Raw genomic sequence first — 25,485 nt, forward strand, 5'->3', positions numbered from 1 at the left:
GAGGGGGCGCGGATTCGATGACGAGCAAAGTGACGGCTGTAGGAAAAACGGTAGATGAAGCCATCTCGCTGGGACTTGGGCAGCTTGGCGTAACGAGGGATCAGGTTGAAGTGAATGTGCTGGAGCACCCTTCAAAAAAATTCCTTGGTTTGTTCGGTGGGCGCAATGCCAAAGTCGAGCTGTCATTGGTTCGTTCTGGCCGTGTTCCGACAGAGACGGAACCTCAGGTTGCTCCGATTGTCGAAGCCGAGGATAACCGGTCTGCAACTACTCGACTGGAGAGCCCGAATTCTGCGGCACCCGGTCCCATGAAAGCCGATGCTTCGGCGCCTACGGAATCCACTCCGAGACGCGAGCAGCCTAATCCGGTCGTGATTGCGCCGAATGAAGCCGACTTGTCCTCCGACGACGCAACAGGCGTTCGCCCGATGGAGCGTTATCATGAGGCGGCCGACTTCATTCGCGAGGTTGCCGGAGCCATGGGGCTCGATGTGGAGGTCGACGTCCGGAAAAATCGGGACGGCGGTCTGCTGGATATTTCGGGTCCCGAGTTGGGCATGCTGATCGGAAGACGGGGCCAGACGTTGGATGCTCTTCAACTACTTGCCGGCGTCGTCGCGAATAAAGGGTCCGATAAGTTTGTAAGACTGACGCTGGATGCGGAAAACTTCCGTCGTCGTCGAGCAAAAACGTTGGAAGACCTGGCTGATCGTTTGGCGGAACGCGTCGTTCGAACCCGTAAGGAAGTCGTGTTGGAACCGATGCCTCCGCAGGAGCGCAAGGTCATTCACGCCCGGTTGCAAAACCATCCTGAAGTCGATACGGGAAGCCGTGGCGAAGAACCGAATCGCCGCGTCGTCATCACGCTCAAATAACGGCGAGCATTCAGGTGAGCGCCCTCTTTGCCCATGCGGCGGAGAGGGCCTCTGCCGTTTGCGCGATAAGCCGCACTATTAAATTTGAAATTGAAAGAAACGGGGAATCGAAGCTTGCGGTCCATTGACCGAAGCCTCCCGTTTTTTCTTGTATATAAGACAGGCAAAAGACAGGCTTGGAAAGAGAGGCATATGGGATGATTAGCGATACAATTGCGGCTATTTCTACAGCGGTGGGGGAAGGCGGGATTGCCGTGATCCGCGTCAGCGGGCCGGAAGCAGTCGGCGAAGTAAGCCGATTGTTCCGGGGCGCTACCCCGCTGACGGAAGTGCCAACGCATACCGTACATTACGGATTCATTATCGATCCGGAAACAAAAGAAAAAATGGAAGAAGTTCTGGTTACGCTCATGCTGGCACCCAAGTCGTTTACCACAGAGGATGTCGTGGAGATTAGCGCGCACGGCGGCGTCGTATCCGTTCGCCGAATCATGGAGCTGCTGCTCAAGCAGCGTATCCGCCTAGCGGAACCGGGCGAGTTCACGAAGCGCGCCTTTTTGAACGGACGCATCGATCTGTCGCAGGCGGAAGGCGTGATCGATTTGATCCGTTCGAAGTCCGACAAAGCTTTTTCCGTCGCGTTCAAACAGGTCGAAGGCGATCTGTCCCGCCGGATTCAGGAACTGCGGCAGACATTGATCGAGACGTTGGCGCATATTGAGGTGAATATCGATTATCCCGAGCATGACGTGGAATCAATGACTTCGCTGTTTATTCAAGAGAAATGCGGCTCGGTGCTGACGGAGATCGAACGCTTGCTCCACACGTCGAATCAGGGCAAAATCCTGCGCGAAGGCATCACCACCGCCATCGTCGGGCGTCCCAATGTCGGGAAATCTTCGCTGCTCAATGCACTGTCCGGTCAAAACCGCGCGATCGTCACCGATATTCCCGGCACGACCCGCGACGTTATCGAGGAATTCATCACCATCAACAATATCCCGCTCAAGCTGCTCGATACCGCCGGTATTCGCGAGACGCTGGACGTCGTTGAAAAAATCGGTGTCGAACGTTCCCGTACCGCGCTGAACGAAGCCGATCTGATCCTGCTCGTGCTGAACAACGGCGACGAGTTAAACGAAGAAGAACAACAGTTGATGGAACAGATCAGCGGTCGTCAATCGATCGTGATCCTGAACAAAATGGATCTGCCGCAAAAAGTCGAAACGGAAAAAGTTCGTCAGTTCTACAAAGAAGAGCTGATTGTGCCGATGACCGTTAAAGAGGGAGAAGGCGTCGACCGACTCGAAGAAGCGATCTCTGCTCTATTCTTCGCCGGTAAGATCGAAAGCGCCGACCTGACCTATGTATCCAACGTTCGCCATATCGCGCTGCTGCACCAAACGAAGCGCTCGTTAATTGATGCCATCGAAGCAGCCGAAATGTTCGTCCCGATCGACATGATCCAGATCGATGTCCGCTTGGCTTGGGAACAACTCGGCGAGATCGTAGGTGACACCGCCCAAGACTCGTTGATCGATCAGATTTTCTCGCAGTTCTGTCTGGGCAAGTAACGTCGATCGACTATTCTATTCAGCCTCATATCGTCCCTATATAGATGAAGCAATTTTTCAGGACTCCTATCCTGAAGCTTCCCCAATCCTGTTATTGCTTTTAAAAAGCGATGTTCAAACGAACAAAGCAGCCCTTTTCTTTTACAAAAACCAAAGCGAAGCCATTGAACGACCAAGCGCAGTATCCTGAAGAAGCGCAGCGCTCGCCTCTGTTTTCGGAATGCCCCCTTAGCCCTACTTCCAATCAGGCATTCCGAAAACAGCACGCGATCGTAAGGATACTGCGCGACGCGGAGTTCATACCCGGCGACGCCCCCACAATCAGGAGGATCAACATGACATACACAGGCGGAGAATTCGACGTCATTGTCGTCGGCGCCGGACATGCCGGCGTCGAGTCGGCATTGGCCGCGGCCCGGATGGGCTGCAAAACATTGATGGTTACCATCAACCTCGACATGGTCGCGTTCATGCCCTGCAACCCGTCGATCGGCGGCCCGGCAAAAGGACACGTCGTGCGCGAAATTGATGCGCTCGGCGGCGAAATGGGACGCAATATCGACAAGACCTTTATCCAGATGCGGATGCTGAACACGGGCAAAGGCCCGGCCGTTCACGCGCTGCGCGCGCAAGCGGACAAATTCTCGTATCAACAAACGATGAAAGAAACGATGGAAAAAGAACCGAACCTGACGATGCGCCAAGGCATGGTCGAAGAACTGATTGTCGAAGACGGTAAATGCGTAGGCGTTGTGACTAAAACAGGCACGCGCTACATGGCCAAATCGGTTGTTATCACCACGGGCACTTACCTGCGCGGCAAGATTATCATGGGCGAGCTGACGTACGAGAGCGGCCCGAACAACCAACAGCCGTCCGTTCGCCTTTCGGAAAACCTACGCGAACTGGGCTTCCAACTGGTTCGTTTCAAAACCGGTACGCCTCCGCGCGTGCACAAAGATACGATCGACTTCTCGAAAACGGAAATCCAACCGGGCGATGATAAACCGAAGTTCTTTTCCTATGAAACGAAAGGTTCGAGCAACGAGCAGCTGCCTTGCTGGCTGACCTATACGTCGCCGGAAACGCACCAGATCATCAACGACAACTTGCACCGCGCTCCGATGTTCTCGGGTCTCATCGAAGGTACGGGGCCGCGCTACTGTCCGTCTATTGAGGACAAAGTAGTGCGCTTCAGCGACAAATCGAAACACCAGATTTTCTTGGAGCCGGAAGGCAAAAATACGTCCGAGTATTATGTACAAGGACTATCGACAAGCCTGCCGGAAGACGTACAGTTGAGTATGCTGCGCACGATCGCCGGTATGGAAAAAGTCGAAATCATGCGTAACGGTTATGCGATCGAATACGACGCTATGGTTCCGACGCAACTATGGCCGACGCTCGAAACAAAGCTGCTGCCAGGTCTGTTTACGGCCGGACAAATCAACGGAACATCGGGCTATGAAGAAGCGGCGGGCCAAGGCATCATGGCGGGGATCAACGCGGCGCGCAAAGCGCAAGGCCGCGAAGGCGTCGTGCTGGATCGTTCGCAAGGCTACATCGGCGTTCTGATCGACGATCTCGTTACGAAAGGCACCAACGAACCGTACCGCCTGCTGACTTCGCGCGCGGAATATCGGTTGCTGCTCCGTCATGACAACGCCGATCTGCGTCTGACGCCTATCGGTCATGAGATCGGACTGATTGGTGACGAGCGTTACGACGTTTTCCTGGACAAAAAGGCCAAAGTCGAAGCGGAGATCAAACGTCTGGGCAAAGCGAAGGTTCATCCGGATCAAGTGAATCCGATGCTGGCGCGTCTGGACTCGGCAGCAATCAACAACGGCTCCGATCTGCTGACGATTCTGCGTCGTCCGGAAGTCTCGTACGCCGATATTCAAGACATCGTCCCGACGGAGATCGAACTGGATGAAGAAATGAAGGAACAAGTCGAGATCCAAGTGAAGTATGCAGGTTACATCGAGAAGCAGCTTGCGCATGTGGAACGACTGAAAAAGATGGAACAGAAGAAGCTGCCTGAAGACCTGGCTTACAATGAAGTTCGCGGCCTGGCCATGGAAGCGAAGCAAAAGCTTTCTTCGATTCGACCGCTGTCGATCGGACAAGCATCGCGCATTTCGGGCGTCACGCCCGCCGATATTTCGATTCTGCTCGTTTACCTGGAACAGTATAACCGGGTAGCGGCTGCACGGGGGTAAGCATGGACGATATTCAACAACGTTTTAGCGATCGATTGAAGGAAAAAGGCATTGAATTGAACGAGCAGCAGCTTGAGCAGTTCGAGACGTATTACAAGCTGTTGGTCGAGTGGAACGAGAAGATGAATCTCACCGGCATTACCGATCGCGAACAGGTGTATGAAAAACACTTTTACGATTCGCTGACGCTAGCTTTTTACGTGGATATGAAAAAAGTAACCAGCCTCGCCGATATCGGTTCGGGCGCAGGCTTCCCGGGGGTACCGCTGAAGATTGCTTTCCCGCATCTGAAGCTGTGCATTATCGACTCGCTCAACAAACGCATCACGTTCCTCAAAGCGGTCTCGGACGGAATCGGGCTGAAAGGCGCCGAGTTCCTGCACGGCCGCGCCGAGGAGTGGGGACACAAGCGCGGCTACCGCGATTCGTTCGACCTCGTTACCGCGCGTGCCGTGGCACGTCTTGCCGTGCTGAATGAATTTTGTTTGCCGTTTGTCAAAAAGGATGGCATCTTTGCCGCAATGAAAGGAACCGACCCTACGGAAGAAATTGCCGATTCGCAAAAGAGCCTGCGCGAGCTGCGCGGGGAAATCACGAATGTGGACGCGTTCCGGTTGCCGTTCGACGATTCGGACCGTCATATCATCCGCGTGCTGAAATTTGCGATTACCCCTTACAAGTATCCGCGCACGCCGGGACTTCCGATGAAGAAACCCTTGGTATAATTGTGTTTCACGTGGAACAGACTTCGGCATGATCCACGGAATGTTCCAAAACGTCGCCTTCGGGCGGCGTTTTTTTGTCCGAATCAAGCTCGAATCAGGATTGGACGAAAAGAATCCCAGGGGATTTCAGGATAGGATTCAGATGGGAAAAGTGATAAACTGAAGTTGTCTGCCTACAGACTTTTTTGAGTTTAACAAATAGAGAATCCTATTAAGTTTCCGTTAAAAAGGATGTCGATCGCACCTCGTGTCGGCGAGATCATTGTATGAAGTCCTGTTGCAAACGGTTGAAAGAACAGGTTTGGCAGATGGCGGCTAAAGCGGAATATGACGGTTGTCCGAAGATGCGGGGGGAACGCAGCGGCACCGAAGCTTCACCGGTATCTTGCGAAATCGGGAGTTGAAATTTCTTGAGAAGAACGGCGTATGGCCGACTTCCCGGAATAGGTGGTCATGTTCGGAATGAAAGAGCAATTTTCCAAATTATTCGGGCTGACGGAGCGTTCGGCCACAGACGAGGTCAAGCAGATTCCGGTAGGCGATATCGTCGGCAGTCCTTATCAGCCGCGAACGATCTTCGATGAAGAAAAGATCGAGGAGTTGTGCCAAACGATTCGAACGCACGGGATCATTCAACCGATCGTGGTTCGTCTTCGCGGCGGCAAACACGAGATTATCGCGGGTGAGCGTCGCTGGCGTGCGGTGCGTAAGTTGGGACTTCCCACGATACCCGCGATTGTCCGCGAGTTCAATGATTCGCAGACCGCTTCGATTGCGTTGATTGAGAACTTGCAGCGCGAAGGCCTGACGGCTATCGAAGAAGCGATTGCTTACGAGAAGCTGATCGAGCTGCATCAATTGACGCAGGAAAGCCTGGCTCAACGGCTGGGCAAAAGCCAGTCGACGATTGCCAATAAGCTTCGTCTGCTTCAGCTGCCGGAACCCGTAAAGTCGGCTCTGATGGAGCGCAAAATTACGGAGCGTCACGCGCGGGCTTTGTTATCGCTAGGCGGCGAAGAGCTTCAATTGCGCGTGCTCAAAGAAGTTGTCGAGAAAGAGCTGAACGTCAAACAGACGGAAGCGCGAGTTTCCTTTTACAAAGAAAAGGAAGCAGTAACGACCCAAAAGTCCAAGCGAGTCTCGTATACGAAAGACGTCCGGCTCGCACTGAATACGATTCGTCATTCCATCGATATGGTATCGGGTTCGGGGATGGATATTCAGACGACGGAAGCGGACCAGGGGGACCATTACGAGATCGTGATTCGGATTCCGAAGAAGTCCTGACGGAATCATCAAAAGCCAACCGAGGTGAATCCGATTGTCCAAAATTATTGCAATTGCCAACCAAAAGGGCGGCGTCGGTAAAACAACGACTTCCGTGAACCTGAGCGCAGGCCTGGCCAAGCTGGGGAAGCGCGTACTGCTGATCGACATCGACCCGCAGGGGAATACGACAAGCGGCGTCGGAATCAACAAGGCTGATGTGGGGCATTGCATTTATGACATTCTCATCAACGAAGTGCATCCGAAGGAAGTCATCGTGCCGACGCATATCGAAGGACTCGACGTCATTCCGGCGACGATCCAATTGGCAGGAGCCGAGATCGAACTGGTGCCGGTCGTCACGCGGGAGCTTCGGCTGAAAAAGAACATCCACCTGGTCAAAAAAGACTACGATTATATCCTCATCGATTGTCCGCCTTCCCTCGGCATTCTGACGATCAATTCGCTAACGGCTGCCGACTCGGTCATCATTCCGATCCAATGCGAGTATTACGCCTTGGAAGGGTTGAGCCAACTGCTGAACACGGTGCGCCTCGTACAGAAACATCTCAACACCGAGCTTCAGATCGAAGGCGTACTGCTGACGATGCTGGACGCGCGCACGAATCTCGGCATTCAGGTCATCGAAGAAGTGAAAAAATATTTTCAGGATAAAGTGTACGGGACGATTATTCCGCGCAATGTGCGTTTAAGCGAAGCACCTTCGCACGGCCAGACGATCATGACCTACGATCCGCGTTCCAAGGGAGCCGAAGTCTATATGGAGCTGGCAAAGGAAGTGGTTATCGGTGAATAAGAAATTGGGCAAAGGGCTCGGCAAAGGACTGGACGCCCTGATTCCTTCGTTATCGGTAGGGGAAAACGACAAGGTGGTCGATGTGCCTTTGAACCGGCTGCGCGCCAATCCGTACCAGCCCCGGCACTCTTTTGACGAGGAAGGGTTGCGAGAGCTGGCCGAATCGATCCGCCAGCACGGCGTGATCCAACCGATTATCGTTCGAAGCGTGTTAAAAGGGTATGAGATCATCGCAGGCGAACGTCGAACGCGTGCGTCCGCTCTGGCAGGTCGAACCAATATTCCGGCTGTCGTTCGCGAGTTTACCGATCAGCAGGTGATGGAGATTGCGTTGATCGAGAATGTTCAGCGCGAGAACCTCAATGCGATGGAAATTGCGGTAGCGTATCAGTCGCTGATGGACGAGTTCAAGATGACGCAGGAGGACCTGTCCGTCAAAGTCGGAAAGTCCCGCTCGCATATCGCCAACTTTTTGCGCCTACTGACGCTTCCGGAGGAAGTAAAAGACTTTGTTTCACGTGGAACGCTCTCGATGGGGCACGCCAAAGCGATCGTCGGATTGAAAAATCCTTCGATCCAGATCGAGCTGGCCGAGCAGGCGATCCGCGAAGGGTGGAGTGTTCGCGATCTTGAAGAGGCGGTTCAAGAAGCGGGAAACAAGGCGAAAAACAAAGCGAAAAATAAACTCAAAAGACGCGATCCCTACATTGAAAATGTCGAGGAGTCGTTGCGGGAGCATTTTAAAACGTCAGTCAAGATCAAACCGGGCAGTCAGGAAAAAGGCAAGATCGAATTGAGTTATTATAACCAGCAGGATTTGCAGCGTTTGCTTGACCTGCTTCAATAGAAGGTTCCGCGTCAGGCGGACGCGCACGGAAGGAGAACCGAGTATGAACAGAGCAAGCGATAAGCCTGTCATTTATCTCGATCATGCCGCAACTTCCTGGCCGAAGCCCAATTCGGTGCTTGAAGCGATGCAGCATTCGATGCTGGAAGAAGCGGCCAATCCGGGCCGCGGCGGACATCGTATGGCGATCGCCGCAGGTCGGGTGCTGATGCGGACGCGAATAGAGCTTGCTCGCCTGTTCGGAATTTCGAATCCGAGCGATATTGCCTTCATGCCCAATACGACGGCTGCATTGAATCAAGCAATCAAAGGACTGCTGCGACAGGGGGATCATGTGATCGCGACGATGATCGAACATAATTCCGTTCGTCGTCCGTTGGAGTACATGCGTCAAGAGCACGGTGTTCAAGTCGATTACGTTCAGGTCGACGAGACGGGGAAGATTGACCTGCTGCAGCTAAAGTCGCTTTGTCGCGCCAACACCCGCCTGATCGTATGCAACCACAGTTCGAACTTGCTTGGTAACGTATTGCCGTTGACGGATATCGCTGAGCTTGCTCGCAGCCGGGGGGCTTTCTTCTTGGTGGATGCCGCTCAGAGTGCGGGAGTCATGGATATCGATGTTGGGGCTTCAGGAATCGATATGCTGGCTTTTCCCGGACATAAGGGACTACTAGGCCCGCAGGGAACAGGCGGGTTGTACATCCATCCTTCCATCGATCTTGTTCCCTTGATCCATGGAGGGACAGGAAGTCAGTCCGAAGAAGCCAATCAACCGTCCGTGCGTCCGGATCGATATGAGTCAGGTACACCGAATACCGTAGGTATTGCCGGATTGGGTGCGGGAGTTCGTTATGTTCGAAGTGAAGGGCCTGCTGCGATCGGTCGCCACGAATGGGAGTTGACGCAATCGCTGATGGAACAACTGTCCTCGTTAGAGGGACTTCGCTTGCTGGGTCCGCAATTGGGCGAACCGCGTACGGGCATCGTTTCTTTTACACTGAAAGGAATGGATTCGGCCGAGATTGCTTTCCGCTTGGATCGGGATTACGGCATCGCGGTCCGAGCCGGTTACCATTGCACGCCGCTGGCGCATCATTCGGCCAACACGTCGATAAGCGGCGCGGTACGCAGCAGTTTCGGCTACACCACGACCCGGGCCGATATTGAAGCACTGATTATCGCCATGCGGGACATTGCAGCTTCCGTGTAAGGCGGCTCAAAATCGGGTAAATATCGAAAATGCACCCGAGCCTCGTACGTTGACCGCTTTTACGCATTTCCAATACATCGGCGCGCATGCAAGTGGCCGGGATCGTCGCTTGTCGATCCGTTTCGCTCGCATGCGCGCCGCAGATAAGCGACAGAAGGGAAAGAGTCGAAGCATGACAGAATTGAATGAATTAGTTTCCGAGCAGATATTCGTAATAATGTCCCTCCTGGCAGTACTGGTGCTTATCCTTCTGATTATTGCGATTGTACAATCGGTCAAGCTGGGCCGACTGCGTAAGCGGTACGAACGCATGATGGCGGGTGCAGGAGTCGAAGACCTGGAATCGCTGCTGCTCAATTTGAAAATGCAGACGGATTCCGTCGAAGACGAGCAGGAGAAACAGCGTCGTTCGCTCATGACGATCGAGCAGCGTCAGCGGATGTCGAAGTCGAAGCTCGGCATCAAGCGCTACAATGCATTTTCCGATCAAGGGAGCGACCTCAGTTTTTCCCTCGCGCTGTTGGATGATCTGGATAACGGTATCGTTCTGAGCGGTCTGCATAACCGGGACAGCTCTTACGTATACGCCAAGCCGCTTGAACAGGGGACTTCGAAATACGCGTTGTCGCCGGAAGAAAAAGAAGCGGTTGAGCTGGCGCGCAAAGAGGGTCAAAAGTGATCGGCGCGCGCGTTATGGCATTCGACTCCTCCCAGCAGGCGCTTCGCGCCGAAATGTTGCTGGAAGAGCGGGGTATTGCGTTCGACATGATTCCGACCCCTGGAGCCATTACGGCGGGATGCGCGTTGAGCCTTTCTTTTTCGACGGAAGAACTTGGGCGTGTCATGGCGGTTGTGCAAGAAGAACATATCGAGATCCGCGGAATTTTCCGGGCTGGCGATTCTTCCGGCGAGGGCTCCTTCGAACAATTGGTCTGATTGACTATAACGAATACGAACGAGGTACCCGTGCCCGGGTCGCAATGTGTCTATCCCAGATGCTGATGCGATTCGGGCGTTGTGCCAGTATGCGGTCTCGACCGACTGAAACCCTGCAAAAGGAAGGAGTGTTAGCATGTTTGAAGGATTTTTGAGTGCAGCAACGACGAGTACGGCTACAGACGGGACAGAGGGCGGCAGCGCACCGGAAGCACCGGCGGGTGATCCTTCTGAAACGGTCCAAGAGGCATTGTCGTTTACCGCAAAGCTTTGGGATCAGGTGACGGACCCCGCCATGTGGTGGGGAATTGCCGATACGGCGATTCGCATTGTGCTGATTATCATTTTGGCGCAGATTGCGATTCGCATTGCCTACAAGGTGATCGATCGGGCCTTACTGAAACAGAAGCAGGATAGCGGAGAAAATAAATTCCGCGTCAAGCCGCGCCGGTTCGTGACGATCGGCAAGCTGCTCAAAAATATGGTCGTGATCGTGCTTAACTTTATGATGTTGATGCTGATTATCTCCGAACTCGGCTATGATCTGGCTCCTCTGATTGCGGGTGCCGGTGTAATCGGCCTTGCGATAGGCTTCGGTGCGCAGAGTTTGGTCAAAGACGTTATTACCGGATTTTTCATCGTCTTTGAAGATCAATTCGCGGTAGGCGACGTTGTCCAGATTGCCACCTTCAAAGGCACGGTCGAAGTCATTGGCCTGCGAACAACGCGGCTGCGTAATTGGAACGGTGAAGTTTATGCGATTCCGAACGGAACGATCACGAACGTAACGAACTTCTCGTTGGCCGATGCCAAAGCCGTGATCGATATTCCGATGAGCGCTGACCGTGCCTTGGATGAAGCGACCCATCTGGTTGCCAACTCTTTGGAAAAGGTTAGCGATGAAAATGAAAAGGTATTGGGTACTCCGAAAATTCATGGCGTGCAAACGATGACGACCGGGGAGTATACGCTTCGCGTTACGGTAAGCTGCTCGCCTAACGCCCAGGCAGAGGTAGAAAGCCTGATCCGGGGCGAGGTGAAGCGGGCGATGGAGCGAAGCGATGCTTTGAAGCAGGCGCTGGCCGAAGAGGCCGAGCGCAAGGCTCAAGCGGCAGAAGAGGAACAAGCCCGTGAATCCGCTGCTGCGTCATCCGAGATCGCGGAGACGAAAACGGAAGGGCTGGGTAAACCGGAGTCGGAAAAAACCGATGCGGAGAAGACGCCGAATACGGAGGACAAGCCGCATTCGGCAAAGTAAGCGAAGGGGGTGGCCCGGTTGGAACGCAAAGTATTCGGCTTGGGAGACATCGTACAGATGAAAAAGCCGCATCCGTGCGGCAGCAACGAAATGGAGATCATTCGCATGGGCATGGACATTCGGATCAAGTGCGTCGGCTGTCAGCATAGCGTGTTGATTCCACGCGTCAAGTTCGAGAAAAACATGAAAAAGGTGCTGAAGTCTGCGGCAGCGGACGAGCAATAAGTAAAAGGCTTCGGGTTAGCGGCTTGTCTTCATTTACTGGGGACAAGCCGTCGATCTGATTCGAGATTAAAAGGCGTTCGGATCGAAGCTTCGTCGGAGTTCAGAAATATTTTTGAAAATACTGATAAAGCGCTTGATTTTTACTTGAGCCTGCTATATAATAAATTCTGTTGTGACACTTATTTATGGAGAGGTACCCAAGAGGCCCAAGGGGGCTGACTCGAAATCAGTTAGGCGTGTCAAAGCGTGCGTGGGTTCGAATCCCACCCTCTCCGCCATATTGTTACTCAGACTAACGACCGTGGGTCGTTTTTTTGTTTTGAAGGGCTGGAAATTTTTATTGATGCCATAAGCAAAGTCTGATATAATAATACGGTCCGGGCTTAACGCCCGTTCCTTGCTCCCAACCCGATTGGGGGCCTTAGTCCAAGAGGAGGTGAAATATATGCGTAACTATGAAGTGATGTACATCATTCGTCCAGACGTTGAACAAGAAGCGGTAGACGCCGCAATCAATAGATTCTCGGGCATCATCACTGACGGTAACGGCGAAATTACCAAGCACGATGCTATGGGTAAGCGTCGCCTCGCGTATGAGATCAAGAAACATCGTGACGGATTCTACGTTCTGACTAACTTCACGGCTGAACCAGCTGTCGTTACAGAGCTTGAGCGCGTCATGAAGATTTCCGATGATGTCATCCGCTACCTGATTACCGCAGTACCAACGAAGTAACAGTCGATCTAATCGGCAAAGGAGGGGACCGAGATGTTGAACCGAGTCATTTTGATCGGCCGGCTGACACGTGACCCTGAGCTGCGGTACACGCCTGCGGGCGTAGCCGTAACCCAGTTTACGATTGCAGTCGACCGTCCGTTTACGAGCCAGGGTGGAGAACGCGAAGCGGACTTCATTCCGGTAGTCACCTGGCGCCAACTGGCTGAGACTTGCGCAAACTATTTGCGCAAAGGACGCCTGACGGCGGTAGAAGGCCGTATTCAAGTACGGAACTACGACAATAATGAAGGAAAGCGTGTATACGTGACCGAAGTTATTGCCGATAATGTCCGTTTCCTGGAATCGCCGAATCGCGAAGGCGGCGGCGGATCGGGCCGCGACGAGTCGTCCTCTTACGGAGGCGGCAACAGTGGTGGCAATAGCAGCGGTGGCGGAAACCGTCCCGAACCATCTTACGGTGGTAACGGTGGCGGCGGAAATCGCGGCGGCGGTAGCCAAGCTCCTCGCGGAGGCGGCAGCAATAATCAGGATCCTTTTTCCGATGACGGAAGACCGATCGATATTTCGGATGATGACCTGCCATTCTAATTATAGAAAGGAATGAATCGAATGAGCTTTAGACAACGTGATGCCGGAGACGGCGAAAGACGTCCTAGCGGCGGCCGTCGTGGTCGCAACAAGCGCCGTAAAGTGTGCTATTTCACTGTAAATAAAATCACTTTCATCGACTATAAAGATACGGACCTGCTTCGTAAATTTATCAGTGAGCGCGGCAAAATTTTGCCACGTCGCGTAACAGGCACAAGCGCGAAATACCAACGCATGCTGACTGTTGCAATCAAACGTTCGCGTCAGGTAGCCCTGCTGCCTTACACAACGGAATAGTATAATTTCCCGAGAGACGATTGGCCTTTGGCCGGTCGTCTCTTTTTTTGTTTTCGAAAAGAACGTTAACAGAGACAAAAAAAGCTGTACAAATATGAAAACGTTCTTATAATAGAAGGAAAATAAAAAAACCTGGCGTGACAAAAAAGACTATCCTTTTGCCCGTGATATGCTAGAATGAAAAAACTCCCTATTTTAAAGGCAAATTCCTTCAAACTTCGAATTCTCATTGTACATATTTGTTATCTAATCTCACATCAAAAGATAATCGTATTACATATTCTTTCCTAAAAGGTTTCGTTTGCATACAAGTCGACGTTTTTTTATACATGATAAAGAGATAAAATACACATTTGAGCTCGAAATGAAACTAAAAAAGGTTTTTTTTCTCAAAAAAAGTGTTGACGTGAGTATATTTTACACGTATTATTTACATTAAATTTACCGCTGGTTCATTAAGCCGACGCTTTATTTCAGGTCATTGCGCGGTTTGAAATCGACCAAAGGTTAAATGCCAAGGTACCAAATGCGTTTATGCATTTATACCGGAGATGGATGCATCCGATGTGTAAGCAGTTTACAAAAGCTGACGAAACACGCGAGGCTCAGCCATCCCAATGTCGATCGCCGTAAAGTTTGTTTGAAATAATCAGAACGCTCTGCGATTTCCGATTATTTTTATAGCTTTTGCTGCTTTTAAACTTCGATTAGGGGGATCTACATGAAAAAGAGACTGTCTTTGATGCTCGTGACGCTTATGGCTTTCGGTTCGATCTTGGCTGCTTGCGGCGGCGAGGAAGCTGCGCCTGCGGACGAGAGCGCAGTAACGACTCCTGCCGAAACCGGCGAGGAAGCAACGGAGGAAACTCCTGCTGAAAACGCGGAAGAAAGCGGTTCGGAAAGCGCAATCGGTTTGACGGAAGCGACCGACATGAGCATGAATCCGGCGCCTGCGCTGGCACGTACGGATTCGATGATTATCGGTACGGTAGCTCCTCAAGGCGTATTCAACCCTCTGTTCCATCAAACCGCATACGACTTCGCGATCGACGACATTATTTTCCCTTCGCTGATCAAGGTTAAAGAAGACGGCACATACGAGAACGACATGGCTGATAAAATCGATATTTCCGACGATAACTTGACTTACACGTTCCATATTCGCGACGATGCCAACTTCAGCGACGGCACGCCTGTTACGGCCAACGATTACCTCTTCGCCGCGAAAGTATTGATGGATGCGAGCTACGACGGCCAGTCCGATCCGCTGAGCTGGAACATTGTGGGCGCCAACGAATACAACGAAGGCACGTCTGCTGATATTTCCGGTATCAAAGTCATCGACGACAAAACGGTCGAAGTCACGGTAAGCGATTATGATGCCATGACTCAAATCAACTTGGGCCTGATTCCGCCGATGTCCGAAGCTTACTACGGTGCCAATTACAAACAAGGCGACGTAAGCAGCATCAAGGAACTGAACAACAAACCTATGGGCGCAGGTCCTTACAAAATGACAAGCTATTCTGCAGGTCAAGAAGTGGACATGGAAGCCAACGAAAACTATTACGGCGGAGCGCCTAAAGTGAAGAGCTTGATCTTCAAAGTTACTACGGACCTGACAAGCATCTCCACGCTGCAGTCCGGCGAGACCGATCTCGATAACGTGACCGTCAATGAAGATAACGTGGAAGAATTGCAAGCTTCCGGATTCCTCGATGTCGACATTCTGAAAAACAACGGTTACGGATACGTGGCGATGAACAACAACAATCCTTTGTTCACCGACGTTAAAGTGCGTCAGGCGCTGACTTACGGCCTGAACCGCGAAGAAGTCGTCGTAGCGGCTTACGGCCCTTACGCCGAAGTTATCAATATCCCGCAATCCGACGTATCATGGGCTTATACGGCCGAAAATATCGATACGTACGACTATGATCCGGAAAAAGCGAAACAACTGCTGGAAGAAGCGGGCTGGGTCGAAGGCGCGGACGGCATTCGCGAAAAAGACGGCAAAAAATTCGAAATCAATTTCTCGGCAACAGCGGATAACCCTGTTATCGAAGCCTTGATTCCGATCATGACGGAAAACTATGAAGAACTCGGCATCAAACTCGTGACGGAGACGCTGGACTTCAACGCGATCATGGAGAAAAAGGACAGAGGCGATTATGACATGTTCTTCGCCGCTTGGGGCCTGACTCCGGATCCGGACACGACCGTATACATTACGGACGGCGCGCAAAACAATTCCGGTTATTCCAACCCTAAAGTAGACGAATTGTATGCTCAAGGCAAAAAAGAACTGGATCTCGAAAAACGCAAAGAAATTTACGCGCAAGCTTATCAGTTGATCAATGCTGACGCTCCTGAAATCCTGATGTACCAAAGAACGAACATGCTGGCGATCAACGGCAGACTCGACGGGTGGGATATCTCTCCTTACAAAGAGTATCAACACAGCTTGAGCCAAGTCGAAATCGCTCAGTAACAGTCATCGCGCATAATAATTGGTCATCCGATATGCTCAGCTCGAGAGAGCTGGGCATATCGATTTATATCCAGAAGGAGAAATGTAAATGAGTCAGTATATCATCCGGCGGCTGCTGCAGATGATCCCGACTTTGATCGGTATTTCGATCATTGTTTTTGCCATTTCCCAGATGGTGCCGGGAGATTATATCACCGCATCGCAAAATCCGAACATGACAGCCGAAAGAGCCGATCAGTTGCGGGCTATTTACGGTTTGGACAAGCCTCCCGCTCAGCAGTATTTCGTTTGGGTGAAAAATATGTTAACCGGTAATCTGGGCGACTCGTTCCAGCATAAGATGCCGGTTACCAGCGTAATCAATACTTATGTTTGGAATTCCTTTCTTATTGCGTTCGTGACGCTGATTTTGAGTTGGACCATTGCCGCTTTCGTCGGCGTTTTCTCTGCACAATTCCAGTATTCCTTTTTCGATAAGGTCGTCACATTGATCGTATTCCTGTTAATGTCGCTGCCTTCCTTCTTTATCGGACTGCTCGTCATCAAATATTTCGCACTCGATTTGAAATTATTCCCGACCGGCGGCATGACGACGGCCGGGTTAAAAGTTAGCGGCTTTGAGCAGATCAAAGATATCGCGAAACATATGGTATTGCCCGTAGCCGTTATGACGGCGCTTAGTATCGGCGGCTTGACGCGTTATTTCCGTACCGGGATGTTGGAGGTTATCCGTCAGGACTACATCCGTACTGCCCGTGCTAAAGGTCTTAAAGAACGCACCGTCATTTTCAAGCATGCTTTCCGCAATGCCCTGCTTCCCGCCATCACTTTGCTGGGGCTTGAGCTGCCGGGGTTGTTCGGCGGCGCAATGATCCTGGAGCGCGTTTTCGCTTGGCCCGGGATCGGACAAGTTTACTTGGCGTCGCTGAATATGCGCGATTATCCGTTAATGCTCGGATTCACGATGTTTCTGGCAGTTCTGACGCTTCTCGGTAACCTGATATCCGACGTATTATATGGGGTTGCAGACCCGAGAATTCGCCTAAAGTAGGAGGAGATGGATAGTGGAACAGCCGGTAAACCGAACTGAGCAGCTGCAAGAGCAGCTCAAAATTGTCAAAACCGAATCTCCTTGGAGAATCGCGCTTCGACGTTTCATGAAAAATCGCTTGGCCTTGATCGGCCTGATTATTTTGGTTCTTATGTTTTTGCTTTGCTTCATCGGTCCTATATTTTCTCCATATACGTTGAATGAAACGGATGTAACCAACAAAAACAGCCCTCCGGATTCGACGCATTGGTTAGGTACGGACAAGCTGGGTCGCGATATTTTGCTCAGAGTCATGCTGGCCGGTCGTATCTCGTTGACGGTGGGCCTCGTGGCGACGGCCATCTCCGTAGCCATCGGCGCCACGCTCGGCGCGGTTGCGGGATTCTATCGCAGATTTGCGGATACGCTGATCATGCGCATCGCGGACATATTTCTCGCTTTGCCTACGCTGCCGATCCTGATTACGCTCGGCGCGATCTTGTCCGACCTTAAAGTTGCGCCCAATCAACGGATTTATTACCTGATGTTTATTATTGGGGTGTTGGGCTGGGTCTCCTTGGCCCGTCTCGTGCGAGGCCAGATTCTGACGCTTCGCGAACAGGAATTCATGCAGGCGACCGAAGCTTTGGGTTTGCGCGACAATCGCAAAATATTCCGTCACTTGATGCCGAATACGGTTCCGATCATCATTGTATCGGCCACGCTGGGCGTCGCGGGCGCGATTCTGCTCGAATCCGCGTTGAGCTTCCTCGGGCTCGGCGTTGTGCCGCCTACTCCTTCTTGGGGCAATATGATTACGGCGGCTAACAGTCTGATCGACTTCCGTAAACGCCCTTGGACCTGGATTCCGCCGGGGATGTGCATTCTGGTTACCGTAATGGCAATCAACTTGATCGGCGACGGTTTGCGCGACGCGCTCGACCCGAAAATGAAACACAGATAAGCCGGTATAAGGCCGTAAATAATCAAGAAGTAGGAGAGACGAAATGGCAAAAGACTTAGTCGAATTCCGAAACCTCGAGACCCATTTTAAAACGTCCGCCGGTACGGTCAAAGCCGTAAACGACGTGAGCTTTTCCATTCGCGAAGGCGAGACGCTGTGCGTCGTCGGCGAGTCCGGCTGCGGAAAAAGCGTAACGGCGATGTCCCTGATGCAATTGATCGAATCTCCTCCGGGAAAGATCGTCGGCGGCGAGATCATGTTCGAAGGCAAAGACCTGCTTAAGCTGAGCAAAAAAGAGATGAGCCGACTTCGCGGCAACGAGATCGCGATGATCTTCCAAGAACCGATGTCTTCGTTGAACCCGGTATTCACGATCGGCAAACAGATTACCGAGCCGCTGCTCTACCATCTCACCATGACGCAAAAAGAAGCCAAAGCCCGCGCGATCGAGCTGATCACGATGGTCGGCATTCCGCGTCCGGAAAAGATTTTCGACTCCTATCCGCACGAACTGAGCGGCGGCATGCGCCAGCGGATCATGATCGCGATCGCGCTGAGCTGCAATCCAAAGCTGCTGATCGCGGATGAGCCGACCACTGCGCTCGACGTAACGATTCAGGCTCAGATCCTCGATCTGATGCGCGACATCAAGACCAAGATGAACACCGCGATCATGATGATCACGCACGATCTGGGCGTTGTGGCCGAGATGGCGGATTTCGTTGTCGTCATGTACGCGGGTAAAGTCATCGAGGAAGCGCCGGTGCTTGAATTGTTCCGCGAACCGCGGCACCCGTATACGCAAGGTTTACTGAAAGCCAAACCGATCATCAACCAGCGTCAAGAACGACTCTATTCGATTCCGGGACAAGTTCCGAACCCGGTCGATCTCGGCGAAAACTGCCATTTCCACGACCGCTGCGAATTCTGCATGGAAATCTGCAAAGTCAAAGCACCGCCGCTGCGTGCGCATATCGATGGGCATAAGACGGCGTGCTGGCTTTACGAAGAGGAGGGGAAAGCACAATGAGCGAATCGGCAGTCCAAGTGGACACCAGACACAGCGGCGGAACCGGCGAACCCCTCGTTCAAGTAGAGAACCTGAAAAAATACTTCCCGATTACAGGCGGAGTTTTCCAGCGTCGGGTCGGCGACGTGAAAGCCGTCGACGGCGTATCCTTCACGATCAATAAAGGCGAGTCGTTCGGCCTGGTCGGCGAGTCCGGCTGCGGGAAAAGCACCATCGGCCGTACGCTTCTTCGCCTGAACGACAAGACGGACGGAAGCGTGCATTTTGAAGGCCAAGATCTGCACAAGCTATCCAAATCCGAGCTGCGCAAAATGCGGACTAAGATGCAGATCGTGTTCCAAGACCCGTTCAGCTCGCTCAATCCCCGGATCAAAGTGGGCGAAGCGATCGGCGAGGCTCTGATCGATCACGGCTTGGTCAGTCGAAAAGACGTTAAAGAACGCGTGATCGAAACGATGAAAATTTGCGGCTTGGCCGATTATCACTATGACCGTTTCCCGCACGAGTTCTCCGGCGGGCAGCGTCAACGGATCGGAATCGCGCGCGCGTTGATCATGAATCCGGAATTCATCGTCGCCGATGAACCGGTATCCGCGCTCGACGTATCGATTCAGGCTCAAATCATCAACTTGCTCAGCGATCTGCAAAGCGAGAAGCAGCTGACCTACCTGTTCATTTCTCACGATCTCAGCGTCGTCGAGCATTTGTGCAATCGGGTAGGCGTGATGTATCTCGGCACGATGATGGAGATGGCGCCGACGGACGAGCTCTTCAGCAATCCGCTGCATCCTTATACAAAAGCGCTCATGTCGGCGATTCCGGTTCCGGACCCGACGTTGAAGCGCGAACGGATCGTGCTTCAAGGCGATATTCCGAGTCCGGCCAATCCGCCTTCCGGCTGCAAGTTCCATACCCGCTGCCCGATGGCTTCGGATATTTGCAAGGAGCAGGTTCCGGAGTACCGCAACGTAGGCAATGAACATTTCGTAGCTTGTCATTTTGCGTAAAAGAATTCAGTGCTCTTATTTTCATAAAGTCGAGATCGAACAATACGTTCGAATCTCGGCTTTTTTCGTTTTGATCGTGATTTCGTTCTTGCTTATGGTGCATTTCGCATATAGATTGGTTACTTCTTTTATGAAAGAATCATGCGAAAAAAAGAAAATTCATAAAAAAGTTAAAATTTTTTTACTTTTTGCAGACTAAAATCAATTTTCGTGCGTCTATAAGAGTAATGAACGAAAGGAGCGGATCGATTTGAAGAACGGGGGCATTTGGAAAAAGAGCATATTGATCGTCATCGCCGTCTTATTGCTGCTGATTCCTCAACAATTGCTGGCCAGCCGTCCGAAAGTCGAAGCGGCGGCAGCCGTTCTGATCGATGCGCAGACGGGAGAAATACTGTGGCAAGCCGAAGGAGACCGGGTAGTGGCTGCTCCGGCAATGGCACAACTCATGACCGAGTGGCTGGTGCTGGATGCGGTGCGCGGCGGTCATGTGGACTGGGAAGATTCAGTGCGCGTCGGCGGCGATGAAAAGGTGGCTCAAGCATCGCTTAAGCCTAATTCCGGCAAAGGCGGAATTTCGTTGAGAGCCGATGATCAGATTCCGTTGAATGAGCTGTTCATGGGGCTTGCCGTTTCGTCGTCGAATGAAGCGGAGCAGGCGCTGGCTCGATATACGGGCGGTTCGGAAGAGTCTTTTGCCTGGATGATGAACGAAAAGGCGCGCCGAATCGGCATGTCGTCATCGACATTGTTCAAGCCGGGCGATACCACCAAAGTTTCTGCACCTTCAACAGAAGGAAGTTTGCCGAACGGCAGTCGAATGACCGCCAAAGACGCAGCCGTATTATGCCGGGCTTTGATCGAAGAGCATCCTGAAGTGTTGCGGATGTCGTCGGTCACGCAGACCGAGATTAGTTCGCGGGGCATTTATATGATGAATACCAACGCCATGCTGCCGGAATTTGCAGGGCCTCATGCTTATCGCGGAATGGATGGGCTTAAAGTTTACGGCTCGGAAAAAGAAGGGTACTCGGTGGCCGGTACGGCGCAGCGCGACGGACATCGATTGATTGTCGTCATTTTGGGAGCGGATAGCCAGCAGAAGAGTTTCCAGGCTGCCGGACGCCTGCTTGATTACGGATATGCGAGGTCGGGTTCGTTCGCGGAACGGGCGACTTCTTGGTTGAAGCTTGTATGATCGTGGAAAAATAAAAACAGCGACCGATCATTCGGTCGCTATTTTTATTTTCCCGCTCATTGTTATTGCAGTAACGAATTTATTCGAACATAAACCTGTGTTTTGAACGTGGTCAATGGAATAGTTTAAGCTATAATAGAAATGAGGCTCACCGGATTGAATGTTCTATTTTCCGGGTGATGAACAGAAGAATGTCCGTCCGCCGACGTGTTTACCAATAGTGCGTTGCTTGAGTGCGAGCTTGCGCTTGCGATCGCGAAGACAACGTAATAAAGAAGGAGAAATCCGTTATGAATATTGCTTTTTTCCTGCTTCCCAAGCATGAAGTTGCGTTCGTGACGCTCGATGCGACGCTTCGTCAGGTCATCGAACGCATGGAGCACCATCAGTACACCGCAATTCCGATTATCGATAAAGAAGGCCAATATGCCGGAACGGTGACCGAAGGGGATATCCTTTGGCATATGAAGCGCTCCGAAGGCCGCATTACTTTTGAGAACGCTTCACGTTTTATGCTCAAAGAACTTCCGCTTCGGATGAACAATAAACCCGTATCGATCGAATCGGACATGGCAGACCTGATCAACCTGTCCAAAATGCAAAACTTCGTGCCGGTCGTCGACGATCGGGGCCGTTTTATCGGAATCGTGCGCCGCAGCCAAATTATCGAATATTGCGCAGGCTTCGTTCCGAGGCAAAACGTGGAATCGCAAAGCACGTAACGCGGAACTCGCTCGGTATCGGGCGCCGCTACGAATATGCTATAATGATTGTTAAACTTTCATATCCGCACAAGAGGTGAATCTACTTGAAATTGCGTTTGTCTTCGGCGATGTGGGCGATCTTGTACCTACTGGTCCTGCTGTCGCTGTTAACGCCGCTGTCCGCGATCACGCTGCTGGTTATGATCGTTCCGGTAGCCGTACTTTATGCCTCGTTGCGCGTAAACGTATTTTGGCTGCACATCGTGCCCGTATTGGCGATTCTCGGTATTCTATCCGGCTCATTGGCACCTGTTACGCTCATATTGGCCGGTTATTTTCTGATTGTCGGCATTGTGATGGGGCATCTGTACAAGAAACGCGCTCCTGCCCTTCAGACGATCATGTACGGGATGGGCACATTGCTCGGTTTGCTGCTGGTTCTGCTTGCCGCAGGAAAATTCATTTTCGGCTTCAATTTGTCCGATTACGTGAGCGATTTCGTGCATCAGACGTTCGATCCGCTGTTGGTTGTCGCAGAAATGAGTCCGATGATCAGCAGCGATCAATGGAATCCGGATTTCATTTTCGCTTTGGCCAACCAGACGGTCATGATGATTCCTCTGGGAATGGCCGTGAGTTCGTTCGTGCTGGCGGTCGTCACGCATGCCATCGTTCGTCCGACATTGTCTTCGATGGGCGTGGCCGTTCCCAAACTTCGTGCCGCCCACGAGTGGAAGCTTCCGCGCGCGCTGATTTTCTATTACTTCGTCGTGCTGATCGTGGACATGGTGACTTACGATCAGGCAGACGGATTTTGGAAAATGGCTGCGGTCAACCTGCTTCCTTTGCTGCAATTCTGCTTTATCATTCAGGCGATCGGATTCTGGTTCTTTATCGGACACGTCAAAAAATGGCATCGGGCGATCAGTGTCCTGATGGCGATCGTGACGGTCATTTTCCCACCCATGCGCATCATCGGGATTATCGACCTGGCCTTCCCGCTGCGTGAGTTCATTACAAGACCGAAACGATAGGGTGAGGAAACCATGCCAAACTTTTTGTTGAAACGCTGGTACGGTTACCGGACCGTTTGGGCGTTTCTTCTGCTGCTGACACTAACGGCATTTGTCACCGCGTATAACTGGCCGATCGGCTTGCTTGCGTTGTGTTTGGTTTTTGTCGTCATATTCGTCATGCTTCGGGCAGAGATGAAATTCAGGCGTGAATTGGCCGAATATACCACGACGCTCTCCTACCGCGTAAATAGCATTGAAGGCGAAATTACGAGTCGCTTGCCGTTCGGCTTGCTGCTGTATGATGCTGAGCGTACGATTGAGTGGCATAACCGCCAAGTCGCCCAGTTGTTTCAAACGGACAGCGTGGTCGGGCTTCCTCTGGTCGAACTGCTGCCCGGACTCCCTCCGCTGACCCGGGATAAAAAAGACGGATCCAAAGAACCGCTTAGTCTGGTACGGGCGGAAATCGAGGTCGGAACCGAAACCTACGATGTTCGCGTGTACCCGGAAGAACGATTGATCTATCTGCAAAAAATGACCGAAATGGCCGAGCTGCGCGAACGTTACGAAAAGGAAAGCTTGGCGCTCGGCATTCTGTTGTTCGATAACCTCGATGAAGCGTTTCAGGGGATGGACGATCAACAGCGTACATTGACGATTGCTCGCGCAACCAGCTTGATTAACGGGTGGGCACGCCAGTATGATGTGTATTTGCGACGTCTGTCCAGCGAGCGTTACATGATGCTTCTGAATCAAGCGGCACTCGAAAAACTGGAAAATAGCCGCTTTGTTATTTTGGACGAAGTACGCGAAGCGACAAGCGATCTGAAAGTTCCGATGACGCTCAGCATAGGAGTGGCCTGCGGCAACGAAAAGATCGGCGAGCTGGGCGCTTTGGCGCAATCCAGTCTGGATATGGCGCTGGGACGCGGCGGGGATCAGGCCGCGGTCAAGGTCGGCCAGCGCCTGTCGTTCTACGGCGGTCGATCCAATGCGGTGGAGAAACGCACTCGCGTGAGGGCGCGCGTGATCGCCCATGCGCTTCGCGATCTGATGAAACGCAGCGATCGCGTACTGATCATGGGGCATCAAAACCCGGACATGGACGTGATCGGCGCCGCAATCGGCATGCTTAAAGCTGCCGATCGGCTGGAGGTCGAAGCGAGCATCGTGCTGGATGGGGACAACCCGTCGATCAGCAAAATGATGGAGCGTATTCGCGCCGACTTAACCTTGGCCGACCGTTTCGTCGGCCCGGAAGAAGCATTGGCACAGATGACCGAACGGACGCTGCTTGTTGTGGTCGATACGCACAAGCAGTCGCTGACGATCGAACCCAAGCTGGTGCAAAAGGCGAAGCAAGTCGTGGTCATCGACCATCATCGCCGCAGCGAGGAATTCATTAACGAAGCCGTCATCGTGTATTTGGAGCCGTATGCGTCTTCCGCCAGCGAATTGGTGACGGAGCTGCTTCAGTATATTCACGACAATATGACGTTAACTCCGTTGGAAGCCACGACATTGTTGGCCGGTATTACGATGGACACCAAACATTTTACGCTGCATACCGGTTCCCGCACGTTCGAAGCCGCAGGCTTCTTGCGCCGAAGCGGCGCGGATACGATTCTTGTTCAGCGCATGCTGAAGGAGGATTTGAGCGAGTACATCTCGAAAGCAGACATTATCAAAAACGCTCGCGTCGTGATGGGCGGGGTCGCGATCGCCGTTACCGACGAGGGACGCCAGTTCCCGCAGCTGTTGATCGCGCAGGCGGCAGATACGCTGCTCAACATGACGGACGTGAACGCGTCGTTCGTCATCGGCAGTCGTCCTGACGGACTGACCGCCATAAGCGCCCGCTCGTTTGGCAAAATCAACGTGCAGGTCGTGATGGAACGCCTGGGCGGCGGCGGGCATTTGACCAACGCGGCGGTACAGCTTGATATTTCTCCGCGCGAGGCTGAGAAAAAGCTGATGGCCGTGCTTGAAGATATCGAAAAGGAAGAGGGGCTATTCGAATGAAAGTAATTTTTCTGAAAGACGTTAAAGGTCAAGGCAAAAAAGGCGACGTGAAGGAAGTATCGGAAGGATACGCACAGAACTTCCTCTTTAAAAACGGAGTGGCAAAACCAGCGACCGACGGTAATGTAAAAACGCTTGAAAATCAGCATGCGGCAGAAGAAAAGCGCAAAGAGAACGAAAAGCAAGAAGCGGTAGACCTCGGCAAAAAGCTGGAAGAAGTTACGGTGCAAATCAAAGCCAAATCCGGCGAAGGCGGCCGTCTGTTCGGCGCAATCACAAGCAAGCAAATCGGCGAAGCGTTGTCCAAGCAGGGCTTCAAAGTCGACAAACGAAAAATCGAACTGGAAGAGCCGATCCGCACGCTCGGCGTGACTCAAGTACCGGTCAAACTTCATAAGGACGTCAAAGCGACGCTCAAGGTTCAGGTTTCGGAGGAATAAG

General features: G+C 52.2%; 25 protein-coding genes and 1 tRNA gene. All 26 read left to right on the forward strand.

Going from position 1 to position 25,485, the window contains the following annotated elements; translation table 11 throughout:
• Positions 1 to 17: 17 nt before the first annotated feature.
• The 26 genes from jag (at position 18) to rplI (ending at position 25,484) form a co-directional block, all read left to right on the forward strand.
• Positions 18 to 875: an RNA-binding cell elongation regulator Jag/EloR gene (jag, locus tag SACSAC_RS10695; RefSeq protein WP_037286106.1), complete on the forward strand. Its 858-nt coding sequence runs from the start codon at positions 18 to 20 to the stop codon at positions 873 to 875.
• A 197-nt stretch (positions 876 to 1,072) separates the two neighbouring features.
• A complete protein-coding gene (gene mnmE / locus SACSAC_RS10700) occupies positions 1,073 to 2,449 on the forward strand; it encodes a tRNA uridine-5-carboxymethylaminomethyl(34) synthesis GTPase MnmE (RefSeq protein WP_037286108.1) in 1,377 nt (458 codons plus the stop codon).
• Between the two features lie 335 nt (positions 2,450 to 2,784).
• Positions 2,785 to 4,671 (forward strand): tRNA uridine-5-carboxymethylaminomethyl(34) synthesis enzyme MnmG, encoded by a 1,887-nt coding sequence (gene mnmG / locus SACSAC_RS10705; protein ID WP_037286111.1) that lies wholly within the window; start codon positions 2,785 to 2,787, stop codon positions 4,669 to 4,671.
• A gap of 2 nt (positions 4,672 to 4,673) precedes the next feature.
• The gene (rsmG, locus tag SACSAC_RS10710) at positions 4,674 to 5,396 is read left to right on the forward strand and encodes a 16S rRNA (guanine(527)-N(7))-methyltransferase RsmG (protein ID WP_037286112.1); all 723 of its coding nucleotides are present in this window, start codon (positions 4,674 to 4,676) and stop codon (positions 5,394 to 5,396) included.
• A 462-nt stretch (positions 5,397 to 5,858) separates the two neighbouring features.
• Positions 5,859 to 6,683: a nucleoid occlusion protein gene (gene noc / locus SACSAC_RS10715; RefSeq protein ID WP_037292630.1), complete on the forward strand. Its 825-nt coding sequence runs from the start codon at positions 5,859 to 5,861 to the stop codon at positions 6,681 to 6,683.
• Between the two features lie 34 nt (positions 6,684 to 6,717).
• A complete protein-coding gene (locus SACSAC_RS10720; RefSeq protein ID WP_037286114.1) occupies positions 6,718 to 7,479 on the forward strand; it encodes a ParA family protein in 762 nt (253 codons plus the stop codon).
• A gap of 4 nt (positions 7,480 to 7,483) precedes the next feature.
• A complete protein-coding gene (locus SACSAC_RS10725) occupies positions 7,484 to 8,326 on the forward strand; it encodes a ParB/RepB/Spo0J family partition protein (protein WP_037292632.1) in 843 nt (280 codons plus the stop codon).
• Between the two features lie 43 nt (positions 8,327 to 8,369).
• Positions 8,370 to 9,539 (forward strand): aminotransferase class V-fold PLP-dependent enzyme, encoded by a 1,170-nt coding sequence (locus SACSAC_RS10730; RefSeq protein ID WP_037286117.1) that lies wholly within the window; start codon positions 8,370 to 8,372, stop codon positions 9,537 to 9,539.
• 172 nt (positions 9,540 to 9,711) lie between these two features.
• Positions 9,712 to 10,218, forward strand: a complete 507-nt coding sequence (locus SACSAC_RS10735; protein ID WP_037286119.1) for a DUF4446 family protein — start codon at positions 9,712 to 9,714, stop codon at positions 10,216 to 10,218.
• 14 nt (positions 10,219 to 10,232) lie between these two features.
• Positions 10,233 to 10,475: a putative Se/S carrier protein gene (locus tag SACSAC_RS10740; protein WP_037292634.1), complete on the forward strand. Its 243-nt coding sequence runs from the start codon at positions 10,233 to 10,235 to the stop codon at positions 10,473 to 10,475.
• Positions 10,476 to 10,611: 136 nt separating this feature from the next.
• Complete coding sequence (locus SACSAC_RS10745; RefSeq protein ID WP_084778005.1) at positions 10,612 to 11,733, forward strand: mechanosensitive ion channel family protein; 1,122 nt, start codon at positions 10,612 to 10,614, stop codon at positions 11,731 to 11,733.
• A gap of 18 nt (positions 11,734 to 11,751) precedes the next feature.
• Positions 11,752 to 11,958 (forward strand): DUF951 domain-containing protein, encoded by a 207-nt coding sequence (locus SACSAC_RS10750; RefSeq protein ID WP_037286122.1) that lies wholly within the window; start codon positions 11,752 to 11,754, stop codon positions 11,956 to 11,958.
• A gap of 187 nt (positions 11,959 to 12,145) precedes the next feature.
• Positions 12,146 to 12,236, forward strand: a tRNA-Ser gene (locus SACSAC_RS10755).
• Between the two features lie 167 nt (positions 12,237 to 12,403).
• Entirely contained in the window at positions 12,404 to 12,694 is a 291-nt protein-coding gene (rpsF, locus tag SACSAC_RS10760) for a 30S ribosomal protein S6 (protein ID WP_037286125.1), read from the forward strand.
• A gap of 33 nt (positions 12,695 to 12,727) precedes the next feature.
• Positions 12,728 to 13,285 carry a single-stranded DNA-binding protein gene (gene ssb / locus SACSAC_RS10765; RefSeq protein ID WP_037286128.1) on the forward strand — a complete coding sequence of 186 codons (558 nt, stop codon included), beginning with the start codon at positions 12,728 to 12,730 and terminating at the stop codon, positions 13,283 to 13,285.
• Between the two features lie 21 nt (positions 13,286 to 13,306).
• Entirely contained in the window at positions 13,307 to 13,582 is a 276-nt protein-coding gene (rpsR, locus tag SACSAC_RS10770; RefSeq protein ID WP_018976953.1) for a 30S ribosomal protein S18, read from the forward strand.
• Positions 13,583 to 14,303: 721 nt separating this feature from the next.
• Positions 14,304 to 16,073 carry an ABC transporter substrate-binding protein gene (locus SACSAC_RS10775; protein ID WP_037286131.1) on the forward strand — a complete coding sequence of 590 codons (1,770 nt, stop codon included), beginning with the start codon at positions 14,304 to 14,306 and terminating at the stop codon, positions 16,071 to 16,073.
• Positions 16,074 to 16,161: 88 nt separating this feature from the next.
• Positions 16,162 to 17,124 (forward strand): ABC transporter permease, encoded by a 963-nt coding sequence (locus SACSAC_RS10780; protein ID WP_037286133.1) that lies wholly within the window; start codon positions 16,162 to 16,164, stop codon positions 17,122 to 17,124.
• A gap of 43 nt (positions 17,125 to 17,167) precedes the next feature.
• Positions 17,168 to 18,067, forward strand: coding sequence for an oligopeptide ABC transporter permease (gene opp4C / locus SACSAC_RS10785; protein ID WP_037292639.1), 900 nt, complete (start codon positions 17,168 to 17,170; stop codon positions 18,065 to 18,067).
• 43 nt (positions 18,068 to 18,110) lie between these two features.
• Complete coding sequence (locus SACSAC_RS10790; protein ID WP_037286136.1) at positions 18,111 to 19,097, forward strand: ABC transporter ATP-binding protein; 987 nt, start codon at positions 18,111 to 18,113, stop codon at positions 19,095 to 19,097.
• Positions 19,094 to 20,104, forward strand: coding sequence for an ABC transporter ATP-binding protein (locus tag SACSAC_RS10795; protein ID WP_051507035.1), 1,011 nt, complete (start codon positions 19,094 to 19,096; stop codon positions 20,102 to 20,104). The genes SACSAC_RS10790 and SACSAC_RS10795 overlap by 4 nt, the downstream gene beginning before the upstream one ends.
• 250 nt (positions 20,105 to 20,354) lie before the next feature.
• A complete protein-coding gene (locus tag SACSAC_RS10805; protein ID WP_051507036.1) occupies positions 20,355 to 21,302 on the forward strand; it encodes a D-alanyl-D-alanine carboxypeptidase family protein in 948 nt (315 codons plus the stop codon).
• 290 nt (positions 21,303 to 21,592) lie between these two features.
• Positions 21,593 to 22,024, forward strand: a complete 432-nt coding sequence (locus SACSAC_RS10810) for a CBS domain-containing protein (protein ID WP_037286141.1) — start codon at positions 21,593 to 21,595, stop codon at positions 22,022 to 22,024.
• An 86-nt stretch (positions 22,025 to 22,110) separates the two neighbouring features.
• Entirely contained in the window at positions 22,111 to 23,040 is a 930-nt protein-coding gene (locus SACSAC_RS10815) for a DUF2232 domain-containing protein (protein ID WP_037286144.1), read from the forward strand.
• 12 nt (positions 23,041 to 23,052) lie between these two features.
• Positions 23,053 to 25,044, forward strand: coding sequence for a DHH family phosphoesterase (locus tag SACSAC_RS10820; RefSeq protein WP_037286147.1), 1,992 nt, complete (start codon positions 23,053 to 23,055; stop codon positions 25,042 to 25,044).
• Entirely contained in the window at positions 25,041 to 25,484 is a 444-nt protein-coding gene (rplI, locus tag SACSAC_RS10825) for a 50S ribosomal protein L9 (RefSeq protein WP_037286150.1), read from the forward strand. The genes SACSAC_RS10820 and rplI overlap by 4 nt, the downstream gene beginning before the upstream one ends.
• Position 25,485 lies beyond the last annotated feature (1 nt).

It is taken from the genome of Saccharibacillus sacchari DSM 19268 (assembly GCF_000585395.1).
Taxonomy (GTDB): domain Bacteria; phylum Bacillota; class Bacilli; order Paenibacillales; family Paenibacillaceae; genus Saccharibacillus; species Saccharibacillus sacchari.